Origin of the sequence: Streptomyces sp. NPDC024017 (genome assembly GCF_040638895.1) — a bacterium.
GTDB lineage: Bacteria > Actinomycetota > Actinomycetes > Streptomycetales > Streptomycetaceae > Streptomyces.
In genome coordinates, this window is record NZ_JBEZYZ010000001.1 from 262,108 (window position 1) to 282,100 (window position 19,993).

At 72.5% G+C, this 19,993-nt stretch carries 18 protein-coding genes; 13 read left to right on the forward strand and 5 right to left on the reverse strand.

Annotated elements, in window-relative coordinates; translation table 11 throughout:
- Positions 1 to 15 precede the first annotated feature (15 nt).
- Positions 16 to 831 (forward strand): serine hydrolase domain-containing protein, encoded by an 816-nt coding sequence (locus tag AB0G20_RS01265; RefSeq protein ID WP_361293961.1) that lies wholly within the window; start codon positions 16 to 18, stop codon positions 829 to 831.
- Between the two features lie 13 nt (positions 832 to 844).
- On the opposite strand, the gene AB0G20_RS01270 is transcribed toward AB0G20_RS01265, so the two are convergent.
- Entirely contained in the window at positions 845 to 1,495 is a 651-nt protein-coding gene (locus AB0G20_RS01270) for a pirin family protein (protein ID WP_361295752.1), read from the reverse strand.
- A gap of 62 nt (positions 1,496 to 1,557) precedes the next feature.
- On the opposite strand from AB0G20_RS01270, the gene fasR reads away from it, so the two are divergent.
- The 5 genes from fasR to fabF all read left to right on the forward strand — a co-directional run bounded on the left by fasR (position 1,558) and on the right by fabF (position 6,491).
- On the forward strand, positions 1,558 to 2,763 hold the full coding sequence (fasR, locus tag AB0G20_RS01275) for a fatty acid biosynthesis transcriptional regulator FasR (RefSeq protein ID WP_030836904.1): 1,206 nt from the start codon (positions 1,558 to 1,560) through the stop codon (positions 2,761 to 2,763).
- A gap of 89 nt (positions 2,764 to 2,852) precedes the next feature.
- On the forward strand, positions 2,853 to 3,785 hold the full coding sequence (locus tag AB0G20_RS01280; RefSeq protein ID WP_361293964.1) for an ACP S-malonyltransferase: 933 nt from the start codon (positions 2,853 to 2,855) through the stop codon (positions 3,783 to 3,785).
- Positions 3,786 to 3,801: 16 nt separating this feature from the next.
- A complete protein-coding gene (locus AB0G20_RS01285) occupies positions 3,802 to 4,803 on the forward strand; it encodes a ketoacyl-ACP synthase III (RefSeq protein WP_361293967.1) in 1,002 nt (333 codons plus the stop codon).
- An 81-nt stretch (positions 4,804 to 4,884) separates the two neighbouring features.
- The gene (locus AB0G20_RS01290) at positions 4,885 to 5,133 is read left to right on the forward strand and encodes an acyl carrier protein (RefSeq protein WP_003989952.1); all 249 of its coding nucleotides are present in this window, start codon (positions 4,885 to 4,887) and stop codon (positions 5,131 to 5,133) included.
- Between the two features lie 86 nt (positions 5,134 to 5,219).
- Positions 5,220 to 6,491, forward strand: coding sequence for a beta-ketoacyl-ACP synthase II (gene fabF / locus AB0G20_RS01295; RefSeq protein ID WP_053672162.1), 1,272 nt, complete (start codon positions 5,220 to 5,222; stop codon positions 6,489 to 6,491).
- Positions 6,492 to 6,657: 166 nt separating this feature from the next.
- Here the strand turns inward: fabF and AB0G20_RS01300 are convergent, their stop codons facing one another.
- Positions 6,658 to 7,152 carry a DUF3145 domain-containing protein gene (locus AB0G20_RS01300; RefSeq protein ID WP_361293971.1) on the reverse strand — a complete coding sequence of 165 codons (495 nt, stop codon included), beginning with the start codon at positions 7,150 to 7,152 and terminating at the stop codon, positions 6,658 to 6,660.
- 259 nt (positions 7,153 to 7,411) lie between these two features.
- Here AB0G20_RS01300 and AB0G20_RS01305 point away from each other — a divergent pair, with 259 nt between their 5' ends.
- Both AB0G20_RS01305 and AB0G20_RS01310 read left to right on the forward strand, forming a co-directional pair.
- Positions 7,412 to 8,299: an SGNH/GDSL hydrolase family protein gene (locus AB0G20_RS01305; protein ID WP_361293974.1), complete on the forward strand. Its 888-nt coding sequence runs from the start codon at positions 7,412 to 7,414 to the stop codon at positions 8,297 to 8,299.
- Positions 8,300 to 8,326: 27 nt separating this feature from the next.
- The gene (locus AB0G20_RS01310) at positions 8,327 to 9,298 is read left to right on the forward strand and encodes an aldose epimerase family protein (RefSeq protein ID WP_361293977.1); all 972 of its coding nucleotides are present in this window, start codon (positions 8,327 to 8,329) and stop codon (positions 9,296 to 9,298) included.
- A gap of 81 nt (positions 9,299 to 9,379) precedes the next feature.
- Here the strand turns inward: AB0G20_RS01310 and AB0G20_RS01315 are convergent, their stop codons facing one another.
- Positions 9,380 to 11,812, reverse strand: a complete 2,433-nt coding sequence (locus AB0G20_RS01315; protein ID WP_361295755.1) for a glycoside hydrolase family 3 C-terminal domain-containing protein — start codon at positions 11,810 to 11,812, stop codon at positions 9,380 to 9,382.
- A gap of 184 nt (positions 11,813 to 11,996) precedes the next feature.
- Here AB0G20_RS01315 and AB0G20_RS01320 point away from each other — a divergent pair, with 184 nt between their 5' ends.
- The gene (locus AB0G20_RS01320) at positions 11,997 to 12,542 is read left to right on the forward strand and encodes a TetR/AcrR family transcriptional regulator (protein WP_361293980.1); all 546 of its coding nucleotides are present in this window, start codon (positions 11,997 to 11,999) and stop codon (positions 12,540 to 12,542) included.
- Between the two features lies 1 nt (position 12,543).
- On the opposite strand, the gene AB0G20_RS01325 is transcribed toward AB0G20_RS01320, so the two are convergent.
- Positions 12,544 to 12,930 (reverse strand): RidA family protein, encoded by a 387-nt coding sequence (locus tag AB0G20_RS01325; RefSeq protein WP_361293983.1) that lies wholly within the window; start codon positions 12,928 to 12,930, stop codon positions 12,544 to 12,546.
- Between the two features lie 59 nt (positions 12,931 to 12,989).
- Between AB0G20_RS01325 and AB0G20_RS01330 the strand changes: the two genes are divergently transcribed.
- Positions 12,990 to 13,919, forward strand: coding sequence for a LysR family transcriptional regulator (locus AB0G20_RS01330; protein ID WP_361293986.1), 930 nt, complete (start codon positions 12,990 to 12,992; stop codon positions 13,917 to 13,919).
- An 88-nt stretch (positions 13,920 to 14,007) separates the two neighbouring features.
- Entirely contained in the window at positions 14,008 to 15,288 is a 1,281-nt protein-coding gene (locus tag AB0G20_RS01335; protein WP_361293989.1) for a pyroglutamyl peptidase, read from the forward strand.
- On the opposite strand, the gene AB0G20_RS01340 is transcribed toward AB0G20_RS01335, so the two are convergent.
- Entirely contained in the window at positions 15,239 to 16,075 is an 837-nt protein-coding gene (locus AB0G20_RS01340) for an EI24 domain-containing protein (protein ID WP_361293992.1), read from the reverse strand. The two genes, AB0G20_RS01335 and AB0G20_RS01340, sit on opposite strands and share 50 nt — an antisense overlap.
- 197 nt (positions 16,076 to 16,272) lie before the next feature.
- On the opposite strand from AB0G20_RS01340, the gene AB0G20_RS01345 reads away from it, so the two are divergent.
- Both AB0G20_RS01345 and AB0G20_RS01350 read left to right on the forward strand, forming a co-directional pair.
- The gene (locus tag AB0G20_RS01345; RefSeq protein WP_361293995.1) at positions 16,273 to 18,846 is read left to right on the forward strand and encodes a M14 family zinc carboxypeptidase; all 2,574 of its coding nucleotides are present in this window, start codon (positions 16,273 to 16,275) and stop codon (positions 18,844 to 18,846) included.
- Positions 18,843 to 19,988: a serine hydrolase domain-containing protein gene (locus AB0G20_RS01350; RefSeq protein ID WP_361293998.1), complete on the forward strand. Its 1,146-nt coding sequence runs from the start codon at positions 18,843 to 18,845 to the stop codon at positions 19,986 to 19,988. Before AB0G20_RS01345 ends, AB0G20_RS01350 begins: the two co-directional genes overlap by 4 nt.
- The last annotated feature ends 5 nt before the right edge of the window (positions 19,989 to 19,993 follow it).

The window sequence follows — 19,993 nt, forward strand, 5'->3', positions numbered from 1 at the left end:
CATAGGCTCGAACGCATGTCGCTGAAGAGCCTCGCGTTGATCGAGAACTGGCCGGTTCCCACCGCTGCGGCGGGCGTCGTACGAGCGGACGGCACCGTCCTCGGCACCCACGGCCCGGCCGGGCAGCGGTTCCCGCTCGCGTCGGTGACCAAGCCGCTGGCCGCCTACGCGGTGCTCGTCGCGTACGAGGAGGGGGCCGTCGAGTTCGACGAGCCCGCGGGTCCCACCGGGTCGACGGTCCGGCACCTGCTCGCGCACACCTCGGGTCTCGCCTTCGACGAGCACAGGGTCACGGCCCCGCCCGGGGAGCGGCGGCTGTACTCCAACGCCGGTTTCGAGCAGCTGGGCGACCATGTCGCGAAGGTCACCGACATCCCGTTCGGGGAGTACCTGCGGCAGGCCGTGCTGGAGCCGCTGGGCATGACCTCCACGGCCCTGGAGGGCTCCCCGGCCAAGGACGGGGTGTCGACGGTCGAGGACCTGCTGCGGTTCGCTGCCGAGGTGCAGGCGCCGCGGCTGCTGGATCCGCGTACGGTCGCCGAGGCGATGACCGTGCACTACCCGGGCACCAAGGGCGTCCTGCCGGGGTACGGCCACCAGAAGCCCAACGACTGGGGGCTCGGCTTCGAGATCCGCGACTCCAAGTCGCCGCACTGGACGGGTTCCTCGTCCTCGCCGCGCACGTTCGGGCATTTCGGGCAGTCGGGTACGTTTCTGTGGATCGACCCGGACGCGGGCGCGGCCTGCGTGGCGCTGACGGACCGGGCCTTCGGGCCCTGGGCGATCGAGGCGTGGCCGGCGTTCACGGACGCGGTGCTGGCGGAGCTGTAGAGGCAGCCGGCCTCTAGGCCATCTCCCAGATCAGCAGCTCCGCCTCGGTCACGCCCTCGGCCTCCAGGCCCTTGGCCTGTGTGATCCGGGCCGCGTCACCGGCGCCCAGTTCCTCGCCGTCCAGGCGGACGTCGCCGCGTACGACGTGCACGTACGCGTACGCCCCGTCCGGCACCGCCGTCCGCTCCCCGGGCCCGAGGCGCCGCACGTGCAGCATCGCGCCCGCCTCCGGGAGGGCGTAGGGCGTCGAGTCGGCGATGCCGCGGACGACCTCGTAGCACGGGTCGCCGCCGGGCCGGAGCGGGGCCAGCCACATCTGGATGAACGTCAGGGGCTCCGGGCCGTCGTTGCGCTCCACGTGCCGCACCCCGCCCGCCGAGCTGAGCCGCTGCACGTCGCCGTGGCGCACGACCGACTCGTGCCCGGTGGAGTCCCGGTGGGTCAGCTCGCCCTCCACCACCCACGTCACGATCTCGGTGTGACTGTGGGGGTGTTCGTCGAAGCCGGAACCGGGCGCCAGCCGCTCCTCGTTGCACGCGAGCACCGCACCGAAGCGGAGGTTGTCCGGGTCGTAGTGGGGGCCGAAGGAGAAGGCGTGCCACGACTCGATCCCTGCGGCCGGATCCCCTCCGGGGTAGCGCTCGTGCGCGCGCCTCACGTCCATCACGAGGTCCACCGTAGACCCGGCGGCCCACCCTCCCGTCCGGATAAGGCAGTCTTGTCCCCGTGCCCGAACCCGAAACCAGCAAGAACGAAGCCGCAGCCCACGACGTCCATCCGCATGCCGCGACGCTGAAGCGGCTGGAGAAGTCGTCCGGATCGCTCGCCGCGCAGGCCATCGCGCGGATGGACGAGACGCTGCCCTGGTACCGGGCCATGCCCCCGGAGAACCGTTCCTGGATCGGTCTGGTCGCGCAGGCGGGCATCGCCGCGTTCACCGAGTGGTTCCGGCGCCCGGACGCCCCGCAGGCCATCTCCACCGACGTGTTCGGCACCGCGCCGCGCGAGCTGACCCGGGCGATCACGCTGCGCCAGACCGTGGAGATGGTGCGCACCACCATCGAGGTCATGGAGAGCGCGATCGACGAGGTCGCGGCCCCCGGCGACGAGCGGGTGCTGCGCGAGGCGCTGCTCGTCTACGCCCGGGAGATCGCCTTCGCCACGGCCCAGGTGTACGCGCAGGCCGCCGAGGCGCGCGGCGCCTGGGACGCCCGGCTGGAGTCCCTGGTCGTGAACGCCGTGCTCAGCGGCGAGGCCGACGAGGGGGCCGTGTCCCGGGCCGCCGCCCTCGGGTGGAACTCGCCCGAGCACGTGTGCGTGGTGCTCGGCACGGCGCCCGACGGGGACAGCGAACTGACCGTCGAGGCCATACGGCGCGCGGCCCGGCACGCCAAGCTCCAGGTGCTCACCGGGGTGCTCGGCGACCGGCTGGTCGTCATCGCGGGCGGCAGCGACAACCCGCTGGCCGTGGCCAAGTCGCTGATCGGCCCGTTCGCCGCCGGGCCGGTCGTGGCGGGCCCGGTGGTGCCGGACCTGCTGGCCGCGACCCGGTCCGCACAGGCCGCCGCGGCCGGGCTGAAGGCGTGTTCCGCCTGGCAGGACGCCCCGCGCCCGGTCCTGGCGGACGATCTGCTCCCGGAGCGGGCGATGGCCGGGGACCCCTCGGCCCGCGAGCAACTGGTGGAGGAGATCTACAGACCACTGGAGGAGGCCGGGGCCGCGCTCCTGGAGACCCTCAGCGTCTATCTCGAACAGGCGAGCAGTCTCGAGGGCGCCGCCCGGATGCTGTTCGTCCATCCCAACACCGTCCGCTACCGGCTTCGACGTGTGACTGACGTCACCGGTTGGTCACCCTCCGATGTACGCTCTGCGTTCACACTGCGGATAGCGCTGATCCTGGGGCGTCTGGTCGATGGAGATCTCCAGCCCTAAGGTTTTGTCGGGGCTCGACAAAACCCCCTCGTGTTCTTCGTCCTTGTCCCCACGGGCGGCCGTGCCCGTCCCCAAGAGAGAGTGTGAGAGTGCTCGTACTCGTCGCTCCCGGCCAGGGCGCTCAGACGCCCGGCTTCCTGACTGAATGGCTCGACCTCCCCGGTGTTCGCGGTGCCCTTGAGGCCTGGTCCGACGCCGCGGGGCTCGACCTGATCCGTTACGGCACCGAGGCCGACGCGGAGGAGATCCGCGACACCGCGGTGGCGCAGCCGCTGCTGGTCGCGGCCGGACTGGCGTCCGCGCGACTGCTCTTCGACGATCCGGCAGACCTGCCCGCGAAGGTCGGCGCGATCGCCGGTCACAGCGTCGGCGAGATCACGGCCGCCTCGCTCGCCGGGGTGCTCCCCCACGAGGAGGCGCTCCGCCTGGTCCGCACCCGCGGGCTCGGCATGGCCGAGGCCGCCGCCGTCACCGAGACCGGTATGGCCGCGCTGCTGGGCGGCGACCCCGCCGTGACGGTTCCGCACCTGGAGAAGCTGGGCCTGACCCCGGCGAACATCAACGGCGCGGGCCAGATCGTCGCGGCCGGCACGAAGGACCAGCTCGCCGCGCTGGAGGCGGACAAGCCCGAGGGCGTGCGCAAGGTCGTCGCGCTGAAGGTCGCCGGCGCGTTCCACACGCACCACATGGCACCGGCGGTCGACACGCTGGCGAAGGCCGCCGAGGCCCTCGCGCCCGGCGACCCGAAGGTGACCTACGTCTCCAACAAGGACGGGCAGGCCGTCGCCGGCGGCGCCGAGGTGCTGGAGCGTCTGGTCGGCCAGGTCGCCAACCCGGTCCGCTGGGACCTGTGCATGGAGACCTTCAAGGAGCTCGGCGTCACGGCCCTGATCGAGCTGTGCCCCGGCGGCACCCTCACCGGCCTGGCCAAGCGGGCCCTGCCCGGGGTGAAGACGCTGGCCCTGAAGTCCCCCGCCGACCTCGACGCGGCTCGCGAGCTCATCGCCGAGCACAGTGCCTGACAAGGAGCCGGAGAGCATGGCGAAGATCAAGCCCAGCAAGGGCGCCCCGTACGCGCGCATCCTCGGCGTCGGCGGTTACCGCCCGACCCGGGTCGTGCCGAACGAGGTGATCCTGGAGACGATCGACTCGTCCGACGAGTGGATCCGCTCGCGCTCCGGCATCGAGACCCGGCACTGGGCGAACGACGAGGAGACCGTCGCCGCGATGTCCATCGAGGCGTCCGGCAAGGCGATCGCGGACGCCGGGATCTCCGCCGCGCAGATCGGCGGCGTGATCGTCTCGACGGTCTCGCACTTCAAGCAGACCCCGGCCGTCGCCACCGAGATCGCCGACAAGCTCGGCACCGCCAAGGCCGCCGCGTTCGACATCTCGGCCGGCTGCGCGGGCTTCGGCTACGGCCTGACGCTCGCCAAGGGCATGATCGTCGAGGGTTCCGCCGAGTACGTCCTGGTGATCGGCGTGGAGCGGCTGAGCGACCTGACCGACCTGGAGGACCGCGCGACGGCCTTCCTGTTCGGCGACGGTGCGGGCGCGGTCGTGGTCGGCCCGGCCCAGGAGCCCGCCATCGGCCCCACCGTGTGGGGCTCCGAGGGCGACAAGTCCGAGACCATCAAGCAGACCGTGCCGTGGACGGACTACCGTTCCGGCGAGGTCGCCAAGTTCCCCGCCATCACGCAGGAGGGCCAAGCGGTGTTCCGCTGGGCCGTGTTCGAGATGGCGAAGGTCGCCAAGGAGGCGCTGGACGCCGCCGGCATCTCCGCGGACGACCTGGACGTCTTCATCCCGCACCAGGCCAACGAGCGGATCATCGACTCGATGGTGAAGACACTCAAGCTGCCGGAGTCCGTCACGGTCGCACGTGACGTACGCACCACCGGCAACACCTCGGCCGCCTCGATCCCGCTCGCGATGGAGCGGCTCCTGGCGACCGGAGAAGCGAAGAGCGGCGACACCGCGCTCGTCATCGGCTTCGGGGCGGGTCTCGTCTACGCCGCGACTGTCGTTACCCTCCCCTAGGCACTCCGTGCCGGATCATGCGGTCCGGTGCGGGAAGAAACACCTGCCACACCCTCTGGATATCTACGAAGGAGCGCCAACATGGCCGCCACTCAGGAAGAGATCGTCGCCGGTCTCGCCGAGATCGTGAACGAGATCGCCGGCATCCCGGTTGAGGACGTCCAGCTGGACAAGTCCTTCACCGACGACCTGGACGTCGACTCGCTGTCCATGGTCGAGGTCGTCGTCGCCGCCGAAGAGCGCTTCGACGTCAAGATCCCCGACGAGGACGTCAAGAACCTCAAGACCGTCGGCGACGCGACCGACTACATCCTCAAGCACCAGGGCTGATCGGCCGATCTGGCCCTTGGGCTGACTGCCCCGCCACCCGGCGGTGGCGCCGCTTAATCCTCGGATCCGTTGGAGAAAGAATTCCCGTGAGCTCGACCAATCGCACCGTGGTCGTCACCGGTATCGGCGCAACCACACCGCTGGGTGGCGACGCAGCCTCTACCTGGGAGGGCCTGATCGCCGGCAAGTCCGGCGTCAAGCCCCTGGAGCAGGACTGGGCGGCCGACCAGGCCGTCAAGATCGCGGCCCCGGTCGCCGTGGAGCCGACCGAGGTCATCCCGCGGCCGCAGGCCCGCCGACTGGACCGCTCGGCGCAGTTCGCGCTGGTCGCGGCCAAGGAGGCCTGGGCCGACGCCGGCTTCGAAGCGAAGGCCGGCGAGGACCCGAACATCGACCCCGACCGGCTCGGCGCGGTCATCGCCTCCGGTATCGGTGGCGTGACGACGCTGCTCGACCAGTACGACGTGCTGAAGGAGAAGGGCGTCCGCCGCGTCTCCCCGCACACCGTGCCCATGCTGATGCCCAACAGCCCGTCGGCCAACGTCGGCTTGGCCGTGGGCGCCCGGGCGGGCGTGCACACGCCGGTCTCCGCCTGCGCCTCGGGCGCCGAGGCGATCGGCTACGCCATCGAGATGATCCGCACCGGCCGTGCCGACGTCGTCGTCGCGGGTGGCACGGAGGCGGCGATCCACCCGCTGCCCATCGCCGCGTTCGGCAACATGATGGCGATGTCCAAGAACAACGACGACCCGCAGGGCGCGTCGCGTCCCTACGACACCGCCCGCGACGGCTTCGTCCTCGGTGAGGGTGCCGGTGTCGTCGTCCTGGAGTCCGCCGAGCACGCCGCGAAGCGTGGCGCCCGGGTGTACGCCGAGGCGGTCGGGCAGGGCATCTCCGCCGACGCGCACGACATCGTGCAGCCGGAGCCGGAGGGGCGGGGCATCTCGCACGCCCTGCAGAACCTGCTGGACCGCAACGACCTGGACCCGGCGGAGATCGTGCACGTCAACGCGCACGCGACCTCCACGCCGGCCGGGGACATCGCCGAGCTGAAGGCGCTGCGGAAGGTGTTCGGCGACGACGCCGACCACTTCGCGGTGTCCGCGACGAAGTCGATGACCGGGCATCTGCTGGGTGGCGCCGGTGGTGTGGAGACCGTGGCGACGGTGCTCGCGCTGTACCACCGGGTGGCCCCGCCGACGATCAACGTGGAGAACCTCGACCCCGAGGCCGAGGCGAATGCCGATGTCGTCCGGGGTGAGGCTCGCAAGCTGCCGGTCGAGGGCCGGATCGCCGCGCTGAACGACTCGTTCGGGTTCGGTGGGCACAACGTGGTGCTGGCGTTCCGGACGGTTTGATCCTGAGCGTTGATCGGCCCGAACTCCTTAAGCGGGGTTCGGGCCGATCGCCGTTTCTGTGACGTTGTGTGCCGGGTGCCGGACCGTGGGGGTTGTTCGCGCCCACGCGGCGGAGCCGCATATCGAGACAGCCCCGCGCCCCTGGGGGCGCGTCCCCTGAAGGCGTTTACACCACCTGGTGGAGCCAGCGGACCGGGGCGCCTTCGCCGGCGTACCTGAACGGCTCCAACTCGTCGTCCCAGGGCTTGCCGAGGAGTTTGCTGAGCTCGGCCTCCAGGTCGGTCTCGCCGCGCTGGCTGCGTTGCAGGGCCGCGCGCAGGCGGTCCTCGGGGATGAGGATGTCGCCGTGGATGCCGGTGACGGCGTGGTAGATGCCCAGGTCGGGGGTGCAGCTGTAGCGCTCGCCCTCGGCGGTGGGGCAGGGTTCCGCGGTGACCTCGAAGCGCAGGAGGTGCCAGCCGCGCAGCGCCGAGGCCAGCTTGGACGCCGCGCCCGCCTGGCCCTGCCAGGAGAACTCCGAGCGCCAGGTGCCCGGGGCGGCCGGCTGACGGATCCAGTCCAGGCTGACGCGTGTGCCGAGCACCCCGGCGACGGCCCACTCGACGTGCGGGCACAGCGCGCGCGGCGCGGAGTGCACGTACAGAACTCCACGTGTCGTCACCGGAACCTCCGGGCAGAGCGGGACATGGTGCAAACGGGCGGAAGGGCTGTGACCGGGCGGGTCACGTTGATGGCGAGGCTACCGTGCGGGGGCGCAAGGAGTGTGACGTACGGTCGCTCCAGGTGCCGGGAAACGCCTGCCATTCACCCAGGGGGACGCTTGTACGGGTGTGAGCCGTTGCACCTGATCGGTCGGGAACCCTCGTGCGTTGTTATGGGTTGGGGAGACAGGCACGGCGTGGCGAGGGGATGGACCAGGGATGCGGAAGCGAGGCCGTCGGACTCGGGGCGTTCTGGCCGTGGGCGTGGCGGCCGTGCTGGGTGTCACCGGGTGTGATGCCGTGGGGGGCGATTCCGCCGCCCCGTCCGAGTCCGCGAAGCCGTCCCCGAAGCCCACGCCCCTGTGGGACCGCAGCCCGGGTTCCGTCGCGGCCGTCGGTGACTCCATCACACGGGGGTTCGACGCCTGTGACGTGCTGTCGGACTGTCCGGAGGCGTCCTGGGCGACCGGTGCCAGCCCCGAGGTCGACTCGCTCGCGGTGCGGTTGCTGGGCAGGACCGGGGCCGCCCGGCGGAGCTGGAACTACGCCGTGACCGGGGCGCGGATGGCCGATCTGCCCGGGCAGATGGCACAGGCGGTACGGCGGAAACCGCAGCTGGTGACGGTGATGGTGGGGGCGAACGACGCCTGCCGGTCCACCCCTTCGGCGATGACTCCGGTCTCCGCCTTCCGCGCCGACTTCGAGGACTCTCTGCGCAGCCTGCGCAAGGCCCTGCCGAAGGCGCAGGTGTTCGTGGCGAGCGTGCCGAACCTGAAGCGGCTGTGGTCGCAGGGGCGGACCAGCCCGATGGGCAAGCAGGTGTGGAAGCTGGGCATCTGCCCGTCGATGCTGGGCGACGCGGACGCCCTGGACTCGGCGGCCACCCTGCGGCGGGACACCGTGCAGAAGCGGGTGGAGGACTACAACGAGGTCCTCGGGGAGGTCTGCGCCGAGGACAAGCGGTGCCGCTACGACGGCGGCGCGGTGTACGACTACCGCTTCGGCACCGCCCAGTTGAGCCGCTGGGACTACTTCCACCCCAGCGTGAACGGACAGGCCCGGTTGGCGGAGATCGCGTACCGCACCGTCACCGCGAAGGAGCACTGACCCGGGCCCTGGCCTAGAGTTCCGCACATGAACGAACTCTTCGGAACACTTTCCGACGGGACCCCGGTGCACCGCTGGACCCTGGAGCGGGCGGGCGTGCGGGTGCGAGTCCTGTCGTACGGCGGGATCGTGCAGTCCGTGGAGGTGCCGGACCGGGAGGGCCGGGCCGGGGACGTGGTGCTGGGGTTCCCGGCTCTCGACGGGTATCTCGCCCACCCGGAGCCGTACCTCGGTGCCCTGGTCGGGCGGTACGCCAACCGGATCGCCGGCGGCCGGTTCACCCTGGACGGGCGGACGTACGCGCTGGAACCGAACAACGCGCCGAACTCGCTGCACGGCGGAGCGCGCGGCTTCGACAAGCGGGTGTGGGACGCGGAGCCCGTCGAGCACGGGGTGCGGCTGACGCGGGTGAGTCCGCACGGCGAGGAGGGGTTCCCCGGGCGGCTGGAGGTCTCGGCGACGTACACGCTCCAGGAGAGCGGCGCGCTGCGGATCGCGTACGAGGCGGTGACGGACGCGCCGACCGTGGTGAACCTGACGAACCACAGCTACTTCAACCTGGCCGGTTCCGGTGACGCCGGCGGCCATGAACTGCGGCTGGCCGCCTCCCGGTACACGCCGGTCGACGCGGACCTGATCCCGGCCGGCGGCCTGGACGAGGTGACGGGCACGCGGTTCGACTTCCGCGAGGCCCGCAAGACCGGGTCCGGCTACGACCACAACTTCGTGCTCGACAAGGGTGTGACGGACGCTCCGGAGGAGGTCGCCGAGCTGCACGATCCGGCGTCCGGGCGGGTGCTGACGGTGGCGACCACCGAGCCCGGCCTCCAGCTGTACACCGCCGACCACCTGGGCGAGCCCTTCGCCCCCGGCGACGGCATCGCGCTGGAGACCCAGCACTTCCCCGATTCGCCGAACCGGCCGGAGTTCCCGACGACCGTGCTGCGGCCGGGCGAGGTGTTCCGCTCGGAGACGGTGTACGGGTTCGGCACCCGCTGAGGGGTCCCGTGACAGACCACGAGCCCCGGTCCGGAGGTCAGGTCCCGGACCGGGGCTGCTCGCTGGGGAACGTGTCCCGGATCAGACGTTAATCGTCGCGGTGATCCTGCGGTCCGTGATCGAGCGTCCGACCTGGATCTCGTACGAACCCTTCACAAACGACCACGAGCCGGTCGCCTCGTCCCAGATCTCGAAGGCGCGGCGCGGCAGTTCGACGGTGGCCTCGGCGCTGTCGCCGGGTGCGGCCCGGACGCCCGCGAAGCCGGCCAGCCAGCGGGCCGGGCGGGTGGGGTCGGGCTCGCGCGGGGCGAGGTAGAGCTGGACGACCTCGTGGCCGGGGCGGTCGCCGGTGTTGCGCAGGCGGACCTTCGCGATGGTGGTCTCGGCGGTCTCCTCCACCTCGACACAGTCGTAGGTCCAGTCGGTGTAGCCGAGGCCGTGGCCGAAGGGGTAGGCGGGGCTGCGGCCGTGCTTCTCCCAGGCGCGGTAGCCGATGAAGACGCCCTCGTCGTAGGGGAGTTCGCCGTTGTCCGGGACGACCCGGGTGACCGGGGCGTCGGCGAGGGTGCCCCAGGTGGTGGGGAGGCGGCCGCCGGGTTCGTGGGCGCCGACGAGGACGTCCGCGAGGGCCGCGCCGCCCTCCTGGCCGGGGAACCAGGACAGGAGCACGGCGGCGACGTCGTCGCGCCACGGCAGTTCCACCGGGGAGCCGGAGTTGACGACCACGACGGTGTTCGGGTTGGCGGCGGCGACGGCGCGGACCAGGTCGTCCTGGCGGCCGGGCAGGCGCAGGTCGGTGCGGTCGAAGCCCTCGGACTCGACCCGGTCGGTGGTGGCGACCACGACGACGGCCGTGTCGGCGGCCCGGGCGGCTTCGGCGGCCTCGGCGATCAACTCGTCGGCGTCGCGCTGCGGGTCCTGGTGGGCGAGGGTGAAGCCGATGACCCGCATGGGGTGGTCGCCGAGCGGCGGGACCGTGTAGGTGAGGGAGACCTCGACCGGTTCGCCCGCGGTGAGTTCGGGCCGGGCGTGGGGCACCGGGGCGCCGAAGAAGGCCGCGAAGGGGTCGCCGTCCTCCGCGGGCCGCTGGACGTCGTCGAAGTACGTGGTGCCGTCGACGGTCAGCCTGAAGGGGCCGAGGCCCTTGAAGCCGATGGTGTGGGTGCCGCTCTCGCGCGGGGTGAAGGTGCCGGTCAGTTCGACGCTGTGCAGGTTCTCGTGGGTGACGCCCTCGGGGAGGTCCGCGCCCATCCACTGGATGTGGCCGCTGGGGGCCGAGCGGGTGCCGATGACCTGGCCGGTCGCGTCCCGGCAGACGGCGTGCAGCTCGAAACCCCGGTCCGCGACGGGGAGTTCGGTGTTCGGGTCGGCGCCGAGGGCGTAGGTGAGGGTGCCGTCGGGGAGGGCGGCGGTGAGGCCGTCGAGCGGGGAGACGACCCGGGCCGGGAAGACGGTGGCGGAGCCGCCGCCGAGGACGCGGGCGTCGCGGGCGGCGGCGCCGATCAGCGCGATGCGGCCGGGCCTGAGCGGCAGCGCGCCGTTCTCGTTGCGGACGAGGACGAAGGAGCGGCGGGCGATCTCGCGGGCGAGCGCCTCGCCGTCGACGGTGGCGGGCGGGTCGGTGACGGCCGGTTCGGCGCCGTCCAGGATGCCGACCCGGGCGGCGAGGCGCAGCACGCGGCGGACGGCGTCGTCGACCAGGGCCTCGTCGGCCTCGCCGTTCCGGACGGCCCGGGCGAGGGCCTCGCCGTAGACGGTGCCGGGGCCGGGCATGGCGATGTCGAGGCCGCCGGTGAGGGCGCCGGTGGTGGAGCGGGCGGCGGTCCAGTCGGAGACGTTGGCGCCGTCGAAGCCCCATTCGCCGCGCAGGACTTCGTTGACCAGATAGTGGTGCTCGGTCATGGTCGGGCCGTTGACGGAGTTGTAGGCGGTCATGATGCCCCAGGGGTGGGCGTTGTCGACGATCGCCTCGAAGGGGGCCAGGTACAGCTCGCGCAGGGCGCGTTCGCCGACCAGGTTGTTCACGGTGAGGCGGTCGGTCTCGGCGTCGTTGGCGACGAAGTGCTTGACGGTGGTGCCGACGCCGCCGGACTGGACGCCGCGGACGTATTCGGTGCCGATCCGCCCGGTGAGGTACGGGTCCTCGCTGTAGGCCTCGAAGTGGCGGCCGCCGAGCGGGGAGCGGTGCAGGTTGACCGTGGGGGCGAGCAGGACGTGGACGCCCTTGCGTCGGGCCTCCTGGGCCAGCAGCACACCGGCCCGGTGGGCGAGTTCGGGGTCCCAGGTGGCGGCGAGGGCGGTCGGGGAGGGCAGGGCGACGGAGGGGTCGTCGGCGCTCCAGTGCACTCCGCGGACGCCGATCGGGCCGTCGGACATGACCAGTGAGCCCAGTCCGGCCTCCGGCAGCGCGGGCAGGCTCCACATGTCCTGGCCGGCCAGGAGCCGTGTCTTGGCGTCCAGGTCGAGTGCGCCGAGGGCGGTCTCGACGACGACCTCACGGGCCGCATCCTGCATCGCCTGTGTCGTCTCCACCACGCCGGCCTCCTCGTCGAAGTCGATGTACGTCATCATCCTGCCTCGGCAGCATGCGAAAGACTCGCGACCGCAACCAATCATTGAGCAACCCCCATGGCGAGCAACCACCTCCGCGAGAGCGGCGGCGGTTTAGCCGCAAAGGAGGGAACGGCGCGCGGAGATCGTGCGGGCCGCTCTGGAGGTGATCGCCGAGCGCGGTTACCGGGGGGCGAGCCTGGCCGCGGTCGCCGAGCGGGTCGGGCTCACCCAGCAGGGGCTGCTGCACCACTTCCCGACGAAGGAGGCGCTGCTCGTGGCGGTGCTCCAGGAGCGGGACCGCTGGGACGCGATGCCCGCCGGGCGGCTGCGGCTCGACCTGCTGGCGTCACTGGTCGAGTACAACGCCATGCGGCCCGCCATCGTCCAGACCTTCTCGGCGCTGCTCGGCGAGAGCGTCACCGAGGGGCACCCGGCCCGGGCGTACTTCACCGGACGCTATGTCGGGGTGCGGGCCGGCATGGCCGAGGTCCTGCGCGCCGAGTACGGCGACCGGCTGCCGAGCGGCCTCATCCCCGAGCGGGCCGCGCCGCTCCTCGTGGCGATCCTGGACGGGCTGCAGTACCAGTGGCTGCTGGACCCGGAGTCGGTCGACATGGCGTCCGGGTTCCGGGACTTCCTGACGCTGCTCGGCGAGAGCGAGAGCGAGAGCGACTGCGAGAACGGCGGCTGAACTAGCGGGCCGGTACGGCGGCCACGACCTCCACCTCTATGAGGGCCTCCGGGCGGAAGAGCCGGGCCGCCTCGAAGGTCATGCTGGTCGGCGGTGTCCCGGTGAGGAACTGCCGTCGTACGGCGCCGTATTCGTCCAGCCGCGAGATGTCGGTCAGGTACGTGCGGATGTTCACGACGTCGGCCAGGGTGGCGCCGTGGGCCTTCAGCAGCGCGGTGAGGGTCTCGAAGACGCCCCGGGTCTGCTCGGCGAGCGTGGCGCCCTCGGCGATCTGCCCGGAGACGAACAACAGGGCGCTGCCGTCGGCCTGTTCGATGCGGGCGACCTGGGAGTAGTAGGGGCTCAGGGGCTGGGGCGCGGAGGCGGGGTTGTCCAGGCTGATCTGCATGCCGCCGACGCTAGGCGCGACGCCGATGATGCGACAAGCGAATGTCTAGCATGGCTGCCATGCCGAACACGCATGAGACCGGGCCCGAGCTCTCCACCGTCTGGCTGCGGGTCTTCCTGGAGGTCGCCCGGCACGGCTCGTTCACGGGGGCGGCGCGCACGCTCGGCTGGACGCAGTCCGCGGTGTCCCGGCAAGTCGCCTCGCTGGAGGCCGCGTTGGGCGGCGGCCCGCTGTTCGACCGGCTGCCGCGCGGGGTGGCGCCGACCGAGGCGGGGCGGCTGCTGGTGCCGTACGCCGAGACGGTCACCGCCGCGCTGCACGACGCCCGGCGCGAGCTCGGCGCCCTGCGCGAGGCGGCCGGCGGGCGGCTCAGGTTCGGCGCCTTCGCCACCGCCGACGCGGCCCTGGTGCCGCACGCCCTGGCCCTCTTCCGCGCCCGCCACCCCCGGGTCCGCGTCACGCGCGAGGAGGGCTTCACGCCCGCTCTGCTCGACCGGCTGACGGCCGGTCACCTGGACCTCGCGGTCGTCTCGACGACGGGCCGCGCGCCGCTGGAGTCGTACGAGCTCCACCACCTCCTCGACGAGCCGCTGTACGTCGCCGTGCCCGCCGGCCACCCCCTCGCCGGCCACGAGGGGCCGGTGCCGCTCGGCCGTTTCGCGGACGCCGACTGGATCTCCGGCAGCCCGCGGCCCGAGGGCACCCTCCTGGACGCGGCCCTGCGCCAGGGCTTCAGCCCGCGGGTCGCCCATGTCGTCGGCGAGTGGACCGCCAAGCAGGGCTACGTCGCCGCCGGGCTCGGTGTGACCCTCGTGCCGGCGCTCGCGGCCGCGTCCGTACGCCCGGACCTCACGCTGCTGCGGGTGCTCGACGAGGGTGCCCCGGCCCGGGCGGTGTACGCGGCGACCGTGCGCGGCCGGTCGCTCACCCCCGCGGCCTCGGCCTTCCTGGGCGCGGTGCGGGAGGCGACGGCGAGGATTCCCGCCTGAGCCCCACCCATGGCGTGGACCACACCCGTCACGCGATACTGCGGCCGTCCGGCACCGACCCCCCACCGCGACGGAAGGCCTAACTGCCTTGAAATCCCTCAGCGTTCGCCTCGGCGTCCTCGGTCTCGCCCTGCTCACCGGTTTCACCACCCCGACGGCGGCGAGCGCCGACCAGGCGGCCCCCTCCCCCACCGTCGAGGAACAGCGCCTGGGCAGAGCCGCCCCCCAGGAGATCCTGCGCCGCTCCGGATTCGACACCGTGGCCCCCGAGTTCGCCCGGGCGCTGGAGACGGCCCGCTCCTACGGAGAGGCCCGCCGGGCGGTGGCGCGCGAGGGCTCGCGGCTGTGGCGGCGTGCGGTCGACCGGGCGCAGGGGCGCGGACCGGCCGAATATGAAGGGCGCGAAGCGCTTCCTTGGAAGGGTGGTGGTGGGCGACGGGCGGGCCTGAGCCGGGACGACGACCGGCCGCTGTACTGGGCGCGGCTCGGCATGACGCGTGACGTGCGCACCTGGGAGCCGGAGTTCGGCCTGACGGACGGACAGCGGGCCGCGCTGCTGGACGAGCTGGAGCGCACCTCGCGCGGCCAGAGCGCCATCCGCTATCCCCACGGCAACGGCCTGAAGCGGATCCTGCTCACCGGCTTCGACCCGTTCACCCTGGACCGGGACATCCGTATCTCCAACCCGTCCGGCGCCACCGCGCTCGCCCTCGACGGCACGGTGATCGAGACGGCGGACGGCCCGGCCCGGATCGAGACGACCGTGTTCCCGGTGCGCTGGCAGGACTTCACCGACGGAACGGTGGAGCGGACCCTGCGGCCGTACCTGCCGAAGGTCGACCTGTTCACGACGGTGAGCCAGGGCCGGGTCGGGCGGTTCGACATCGAGCGGACCAACGGGGCCTGGCGGGGCGGCTTCGGGGACAACGACACCATCGGCCGCACCGGGACCGTGCCGGTGTCCGACCCGGCCTCGCAGCCGCAGTGGACCACGACCACGCTGCCCCACGCGGCGATCGTCGCTGCGCGGACCGGACGTTTCCCGGTGTACGACAACACGAGCGTCACCGAGATCCCGGCCGGCGGCACGGAGGCCGTCGTACGCCCGGACGGGCCGACGCCCGGCTCGACCGCCCGCGCGGGCGGGGGCGGGGACTACCTGTCCAACGAGATCGCCTACCGGGCGACGCTGCTGCGGGACCGGCTGGGGCTGCACGGCACGCTGCCGGGCGGCCATGTGCACACGCCGGTGCTGCAGTTCGGCGCGGGGAACACCACCGAGGTCACCGACCCGGAGTTCGTGCGGAACCGGCTGGACATCATCGCGCAGGTGAGGACGATCCTGAGGGTGGCTGCGGAAGGGTCGTGACGTCCCCGTCGCCCTTCTCGCCGCCCGCGCCGCCCTCGTCGGTCTCCTCGCCCAGCAGCTCGCGCGCCATGAGGGTGGCGCCCGCGACCGCGCCCGGCATCAGGAACACCGCGACGAACGGCACCAGGAAGGCCACCGCGAGCGGTGTGCCGAAGCCCCAGACGAGGGTCTTGCGGGAGCGCAGCAGGGTGAGGCGGGTGCGCAGTTCGACGCTGCGGCGCTGGAGGGCGACGGCGGTCAGTTCCTCGGTGAGGAAGAACCCGGTGACGAAGAACCCGATCACCGGGACGGCCGTCTGCCCGACGACCGGGATGAAGCCGCACGCGAACAGCAGCACGCCCCACAGGGCGGCCCGCACCACGATCCGGAGGCTGTCCCGGGCGGAGATCCACAGTTCGCGCCAGAGCGGCAGCCCCGACTCGGGGGCGTGCCCGTCCGGGGACACGTCCCGGTCGACCTTCTCGGAGAGGTTCTCGTAGAAGGGCTGCCCGATCAGCAGGGTCACCGCGGTGAACGTCACGACGGACAGGAGCAGGGCGAGGGCGAACAGCACGGCGGTCAGGAAGCCGCGGAAGAGGCCGAGCCAGGGGCTGGACCAGTCGTCGGCGAAGGGCGTCGCCCAGGTGACGGCGTCCTCGCCCCACAGCGCCAGCGCGACCAGCGCCGCCGCGTACAGGACGAGGGTGATCAGGCCCGGGAGCAGCCCGAAGCCGTAACTCCTGCCGTGCCGGGCCACCCATCGCTGGCCTTTCAGGAGGTACTGGAAACCCGTCCCTAGATCGCGCATGGGGAAACCCTATCCGGGCCCGTGTCGCGCCTTTGACGCGCTCCGGTCACACCGCTGTCACAGGTCGCCCAGGTCAGGCGAGGCGCGCCGGGAGAGCCATCCGGGTCAACGGTGACACCAACGCGCCCTTGTTGCCGTTGAGTCGAACCGGTACACCTCGCCGTACCGATCTCAGTAAGCCCCAGGAGGAGGTACGCGTGCGCACCACGAGAGCCGTTCCTGCGAGACCCGTACTGATCGTCGCCCTCACTCTCGCCACGGCGGGTTCACTCCTGCTCGCCCCCGGCGCCGCCGGCGCGGACCCGAAGCCCGTCACCCGGGAGGGTGCCGCCGTGGACGACCGGGCGGCCCGGGCTCCCGCGAGCGCGGCCCGGCGGGCGCTGGCCGCTCCGGAGGTGACGTCCGCCGCGACGGCCGCCCGCGCCTACCCTCGCCGCCAGACCCTCTCCCCCGACCCGGAGAACCCCGGCGACAAGTCCCTGAAGCTGGGCCTCACGCCGTACCACGCGATCGCGCCGAAGCTGAACGCCCTGCAGCGCCTCGGCGACCGGGTGAGTGTGGAGGTGACGGGCCGCTCGGCCGGCGGCCACCGCCTCTACCTCGTCACCGTCACCGCCCCGGAGAGCACCCGGCAGGCCCGCTCCCAGGAGCGGATGCGCGAGCTGATCGGCAACGCGCCCGCGGCGGCGGCCAAGTCCCTTGAGATCAAGCGTGATTACAAGACCCCGGTCTTCGTCAACAACAACATCCACGGCAACGAGTGGGAGGGCACGGACGCCTCCCTGAAGGTCATCGAGCAGCTCGCGACGGCGAAGGACGCCAGGACCAGGGACCTCCTCGCGCACAGCCGCCTGTACTTCAACATCACGGCCAACCCGGACGGCCGGATCGCCGGCACCCGCGCCAACGCGAACGGCTTCGACCTGAACCGCGACTTCGTGACGGCCTCCCAGCCCGAGACGCGGGCGATGCGGCAGATCGAGATCGGCAAGCAGCCGGCCGTCCTGCTCGACCTGCACGGCTACGTCAACGGCACCCTCATCGAGCCCACCACTCCCCCGCACGGCGAGAACTACGAGTACGACCTCTTCCTGAAGAACAGCTACGCCAACGCCCTCGGCATGGAGTCCGCGGTCAACGCCCTCGGCTACACGCCCGCGAAGGACGGCGTGGAGGCGGCCCAGATCCCGTTCCGCGACCAGGAGGAGGGCTGGGACGACTGGCCGCCGATCTTCACCCCGCAGTACGCGGCCTTCCACGGTACGGTGGCCGCCCACACGGTGGAGATCCCGCTGGCGGTGAACAACGAGGAGTACGACGACCTGCCCGTCCCGGAGCTGCGCCGCCGTTCGGTGGTCAACACGGCCGTGGCGGGCGCGGCGATCCGCGCGACCCTGGACCACGTCCGGGAGCACCGCGGCACCCTGCTCACCGACCAGATCGAGGTCTTCCGCCGCGGCGCGACGGGCGCCGCGCAGGTGCCGGTGTCCCCGGAAACGGTCCCCGGCGTGCCCGGCATCGGCCCGGAGGACGTCTACACGACCACGTTCCCGCGCGCCTACGTCATCCCGCCCGGCGACGCCCGCAGCCGGCGCTCGGGGCCCGCCGCAGCCCGCCTGGTCGATCACCTCCTCGCCAACGACGTCCGCGTCACCCGCGCCACCCGCCCCTTCCGGCTGGCCGGACGGACGTACCCCGGGGGCTCGTACGTCGTCGACATGCACCAGCCCAAGCGCGGCATGGCGAACGTGCTGCTGGCCGACGGGAGCGACATCAGCGGCAAGGTCTCGGTGATGTACGACATCTCCGGCTGGAGCCTGGGCAGTCTGTGGGGCGCCGCGGTCGAGCGGGTGCCGTCGGGCAGCCTGCGAGGCGCACCCCTGCGCGCGATCGGCGAGGCCGCACCCGTCGCCCACGTGCCCGCGCACGGCAACCTGCGGCTGAGGCTGACCGATCCGCGCGAGGTCGCCGCGCTCAACTCCCTGCTCCGGCAGGGCGTCCGGGCCCGGCAGGCGGCGGACGGCAGCGTGATCGTCCCGGCGTCGGCCCGCCGCGAGGCGCGCACGGCCGCCCGCACCCACGACGTCTCCTTCACGGCCACTCGGCAGACCGGCACGGCACCGCTGCACCGCCTTCGCGTCGCCGCCGCCGTCACGCCGGGTGAACTGTTCGCCCTGCGGGAGATGGACTTCGACGTCTCGCCGGTCTCGACGGCCGTCCTGAACGCGGGCTTCGACTGGTCCGGCACGGACGTGCTGTTCGTGTCCGCGGGCCTGGACCACGCGGACCTGACCGCCCCCGCCCGCCGGGCCCTGGACGGCTTCCTGGACGGGCACGGCCTGGTCGGCCGGGGCGCGACGGGAGCGGCGCTGAACGCGGCGGCGGATCTGCTGGCCGTGAAGCCGGTGGAGGGCAACGCAGACGCGAACGGCGTGGTACGGGTGGTGAATTCGGGCTCCGTCACGCGTGACGCCCCGGGCCACGGCTTCGTCTACGCCCCGCTCTGGTTCACCGACCCGGGCCCCGGCGTCCGCGTGGAGCAGTCGTACGCGTCCGGGAACCCGCTGGTCTCCGGGCACTGGCGGCCCCTGCGGGACGGCACCGGCGGTCCCGCCGCTGCCGCCGGGCGGGCCTCCGTCGTCAGCGGAGGCCACACGGTCCTGTTCGGCACCGAGCCACTCTTCCGGGACCACCCCAAGGGTGAATTCCCGCAGGTGGCGAGGGCATTGTTCACAGTGGCACACAGCGCTTCAGTTGAGGAGAGCGGATGACGCAGGAGATCCACGGCACCGTGGCGGACGGCTTCGAGGCGGTGCGCGAGGAGTTCGCCGCGTTCGTCGCCGAGGAGCGGGCCGACTACGAGGGGCAGCTGTGCGCCTACGTCCGCGGCCGGAAGGTCGTCGACCTGTGGGCGGGGACCGACGCGGACGCCCTCTACGGCGTGTTCTCGTCCACCAAGGGCGCCGCCTGCCTGGTCGTGGCTCTGCTCGTCCAGGACGGCACGCTCGAACTGGACCGCAAGGTGACGTACTACTGGCCGGAGTTCGCGGCCGAGGGCAAGGGCGCCCTGACCCTGCGGGATCTGCTGGCGCACCGGGCGGGGGTGGTCGGCACGGACACCGGCTTCACGCTCGCGGAGCTGGCCGACGACCGCCAGCTCGCCGAACGCCTCGCCGACCAGCGGCCGTTCTGGCGTCCCGGCACGGCGTTCGGCTATCACGCGCTGGTCGCCGGCGCCCTGGCCGGCGAGGTCGTACGCCGCGCGACGGGCCGCACGCTCCAGGAGGTCTACCAGGAGCGGATCAGGATCCCGTACGGGCTGGACTTCCACCTGGGGCTGCCCGCGCCCCAGGAGCCCCGCTTCCGTACCACCCAGCCGATGGCCCCGACCCCGGACCAGCAGGCCCTCCTGGACGCGGCGCCCACGGGACCGCACTCACTCGCCTCGATCGCCTTCAACCGCAACGCCGCGGAGCCGACCGACCTCGTCTCCCTGCCGAACATGCCGCTGATCCGCGCGAAGGGCCCGGCGTCGGTGGGCGGCGTGGCGTCCGCACGGGGCCTGGCGGGGATGTACGCGGCGGCGATCAGCGAGGTGGGCGAGCAGCCGGCCCTGCTGAAACCGGACACGGTGGCTGAGTTCGGGCAGTTCCACTCGGCCGGCTACGACCTGGTGGCCCGGGCGCACAAGTCGTTCGGGCTGGGCTTCCAGATGACGGCTGACACGTGGCACCCGTTCCTCGGCGCCGGGACGATAGGGCACAGCGGCGCGGGCGGCTCCCAGGCCTTCGCGGACCCGTGGAGCGGCCTTTCCTACGGCTACACGCGTCGCCGGTTCGCCTTCCCGGGCGGGGCGGCCCCGGAGAACGACCGGCTCGTGCGGGCGGTCCACGCGGCGGCGCTCGCCCTCTGAGCCGG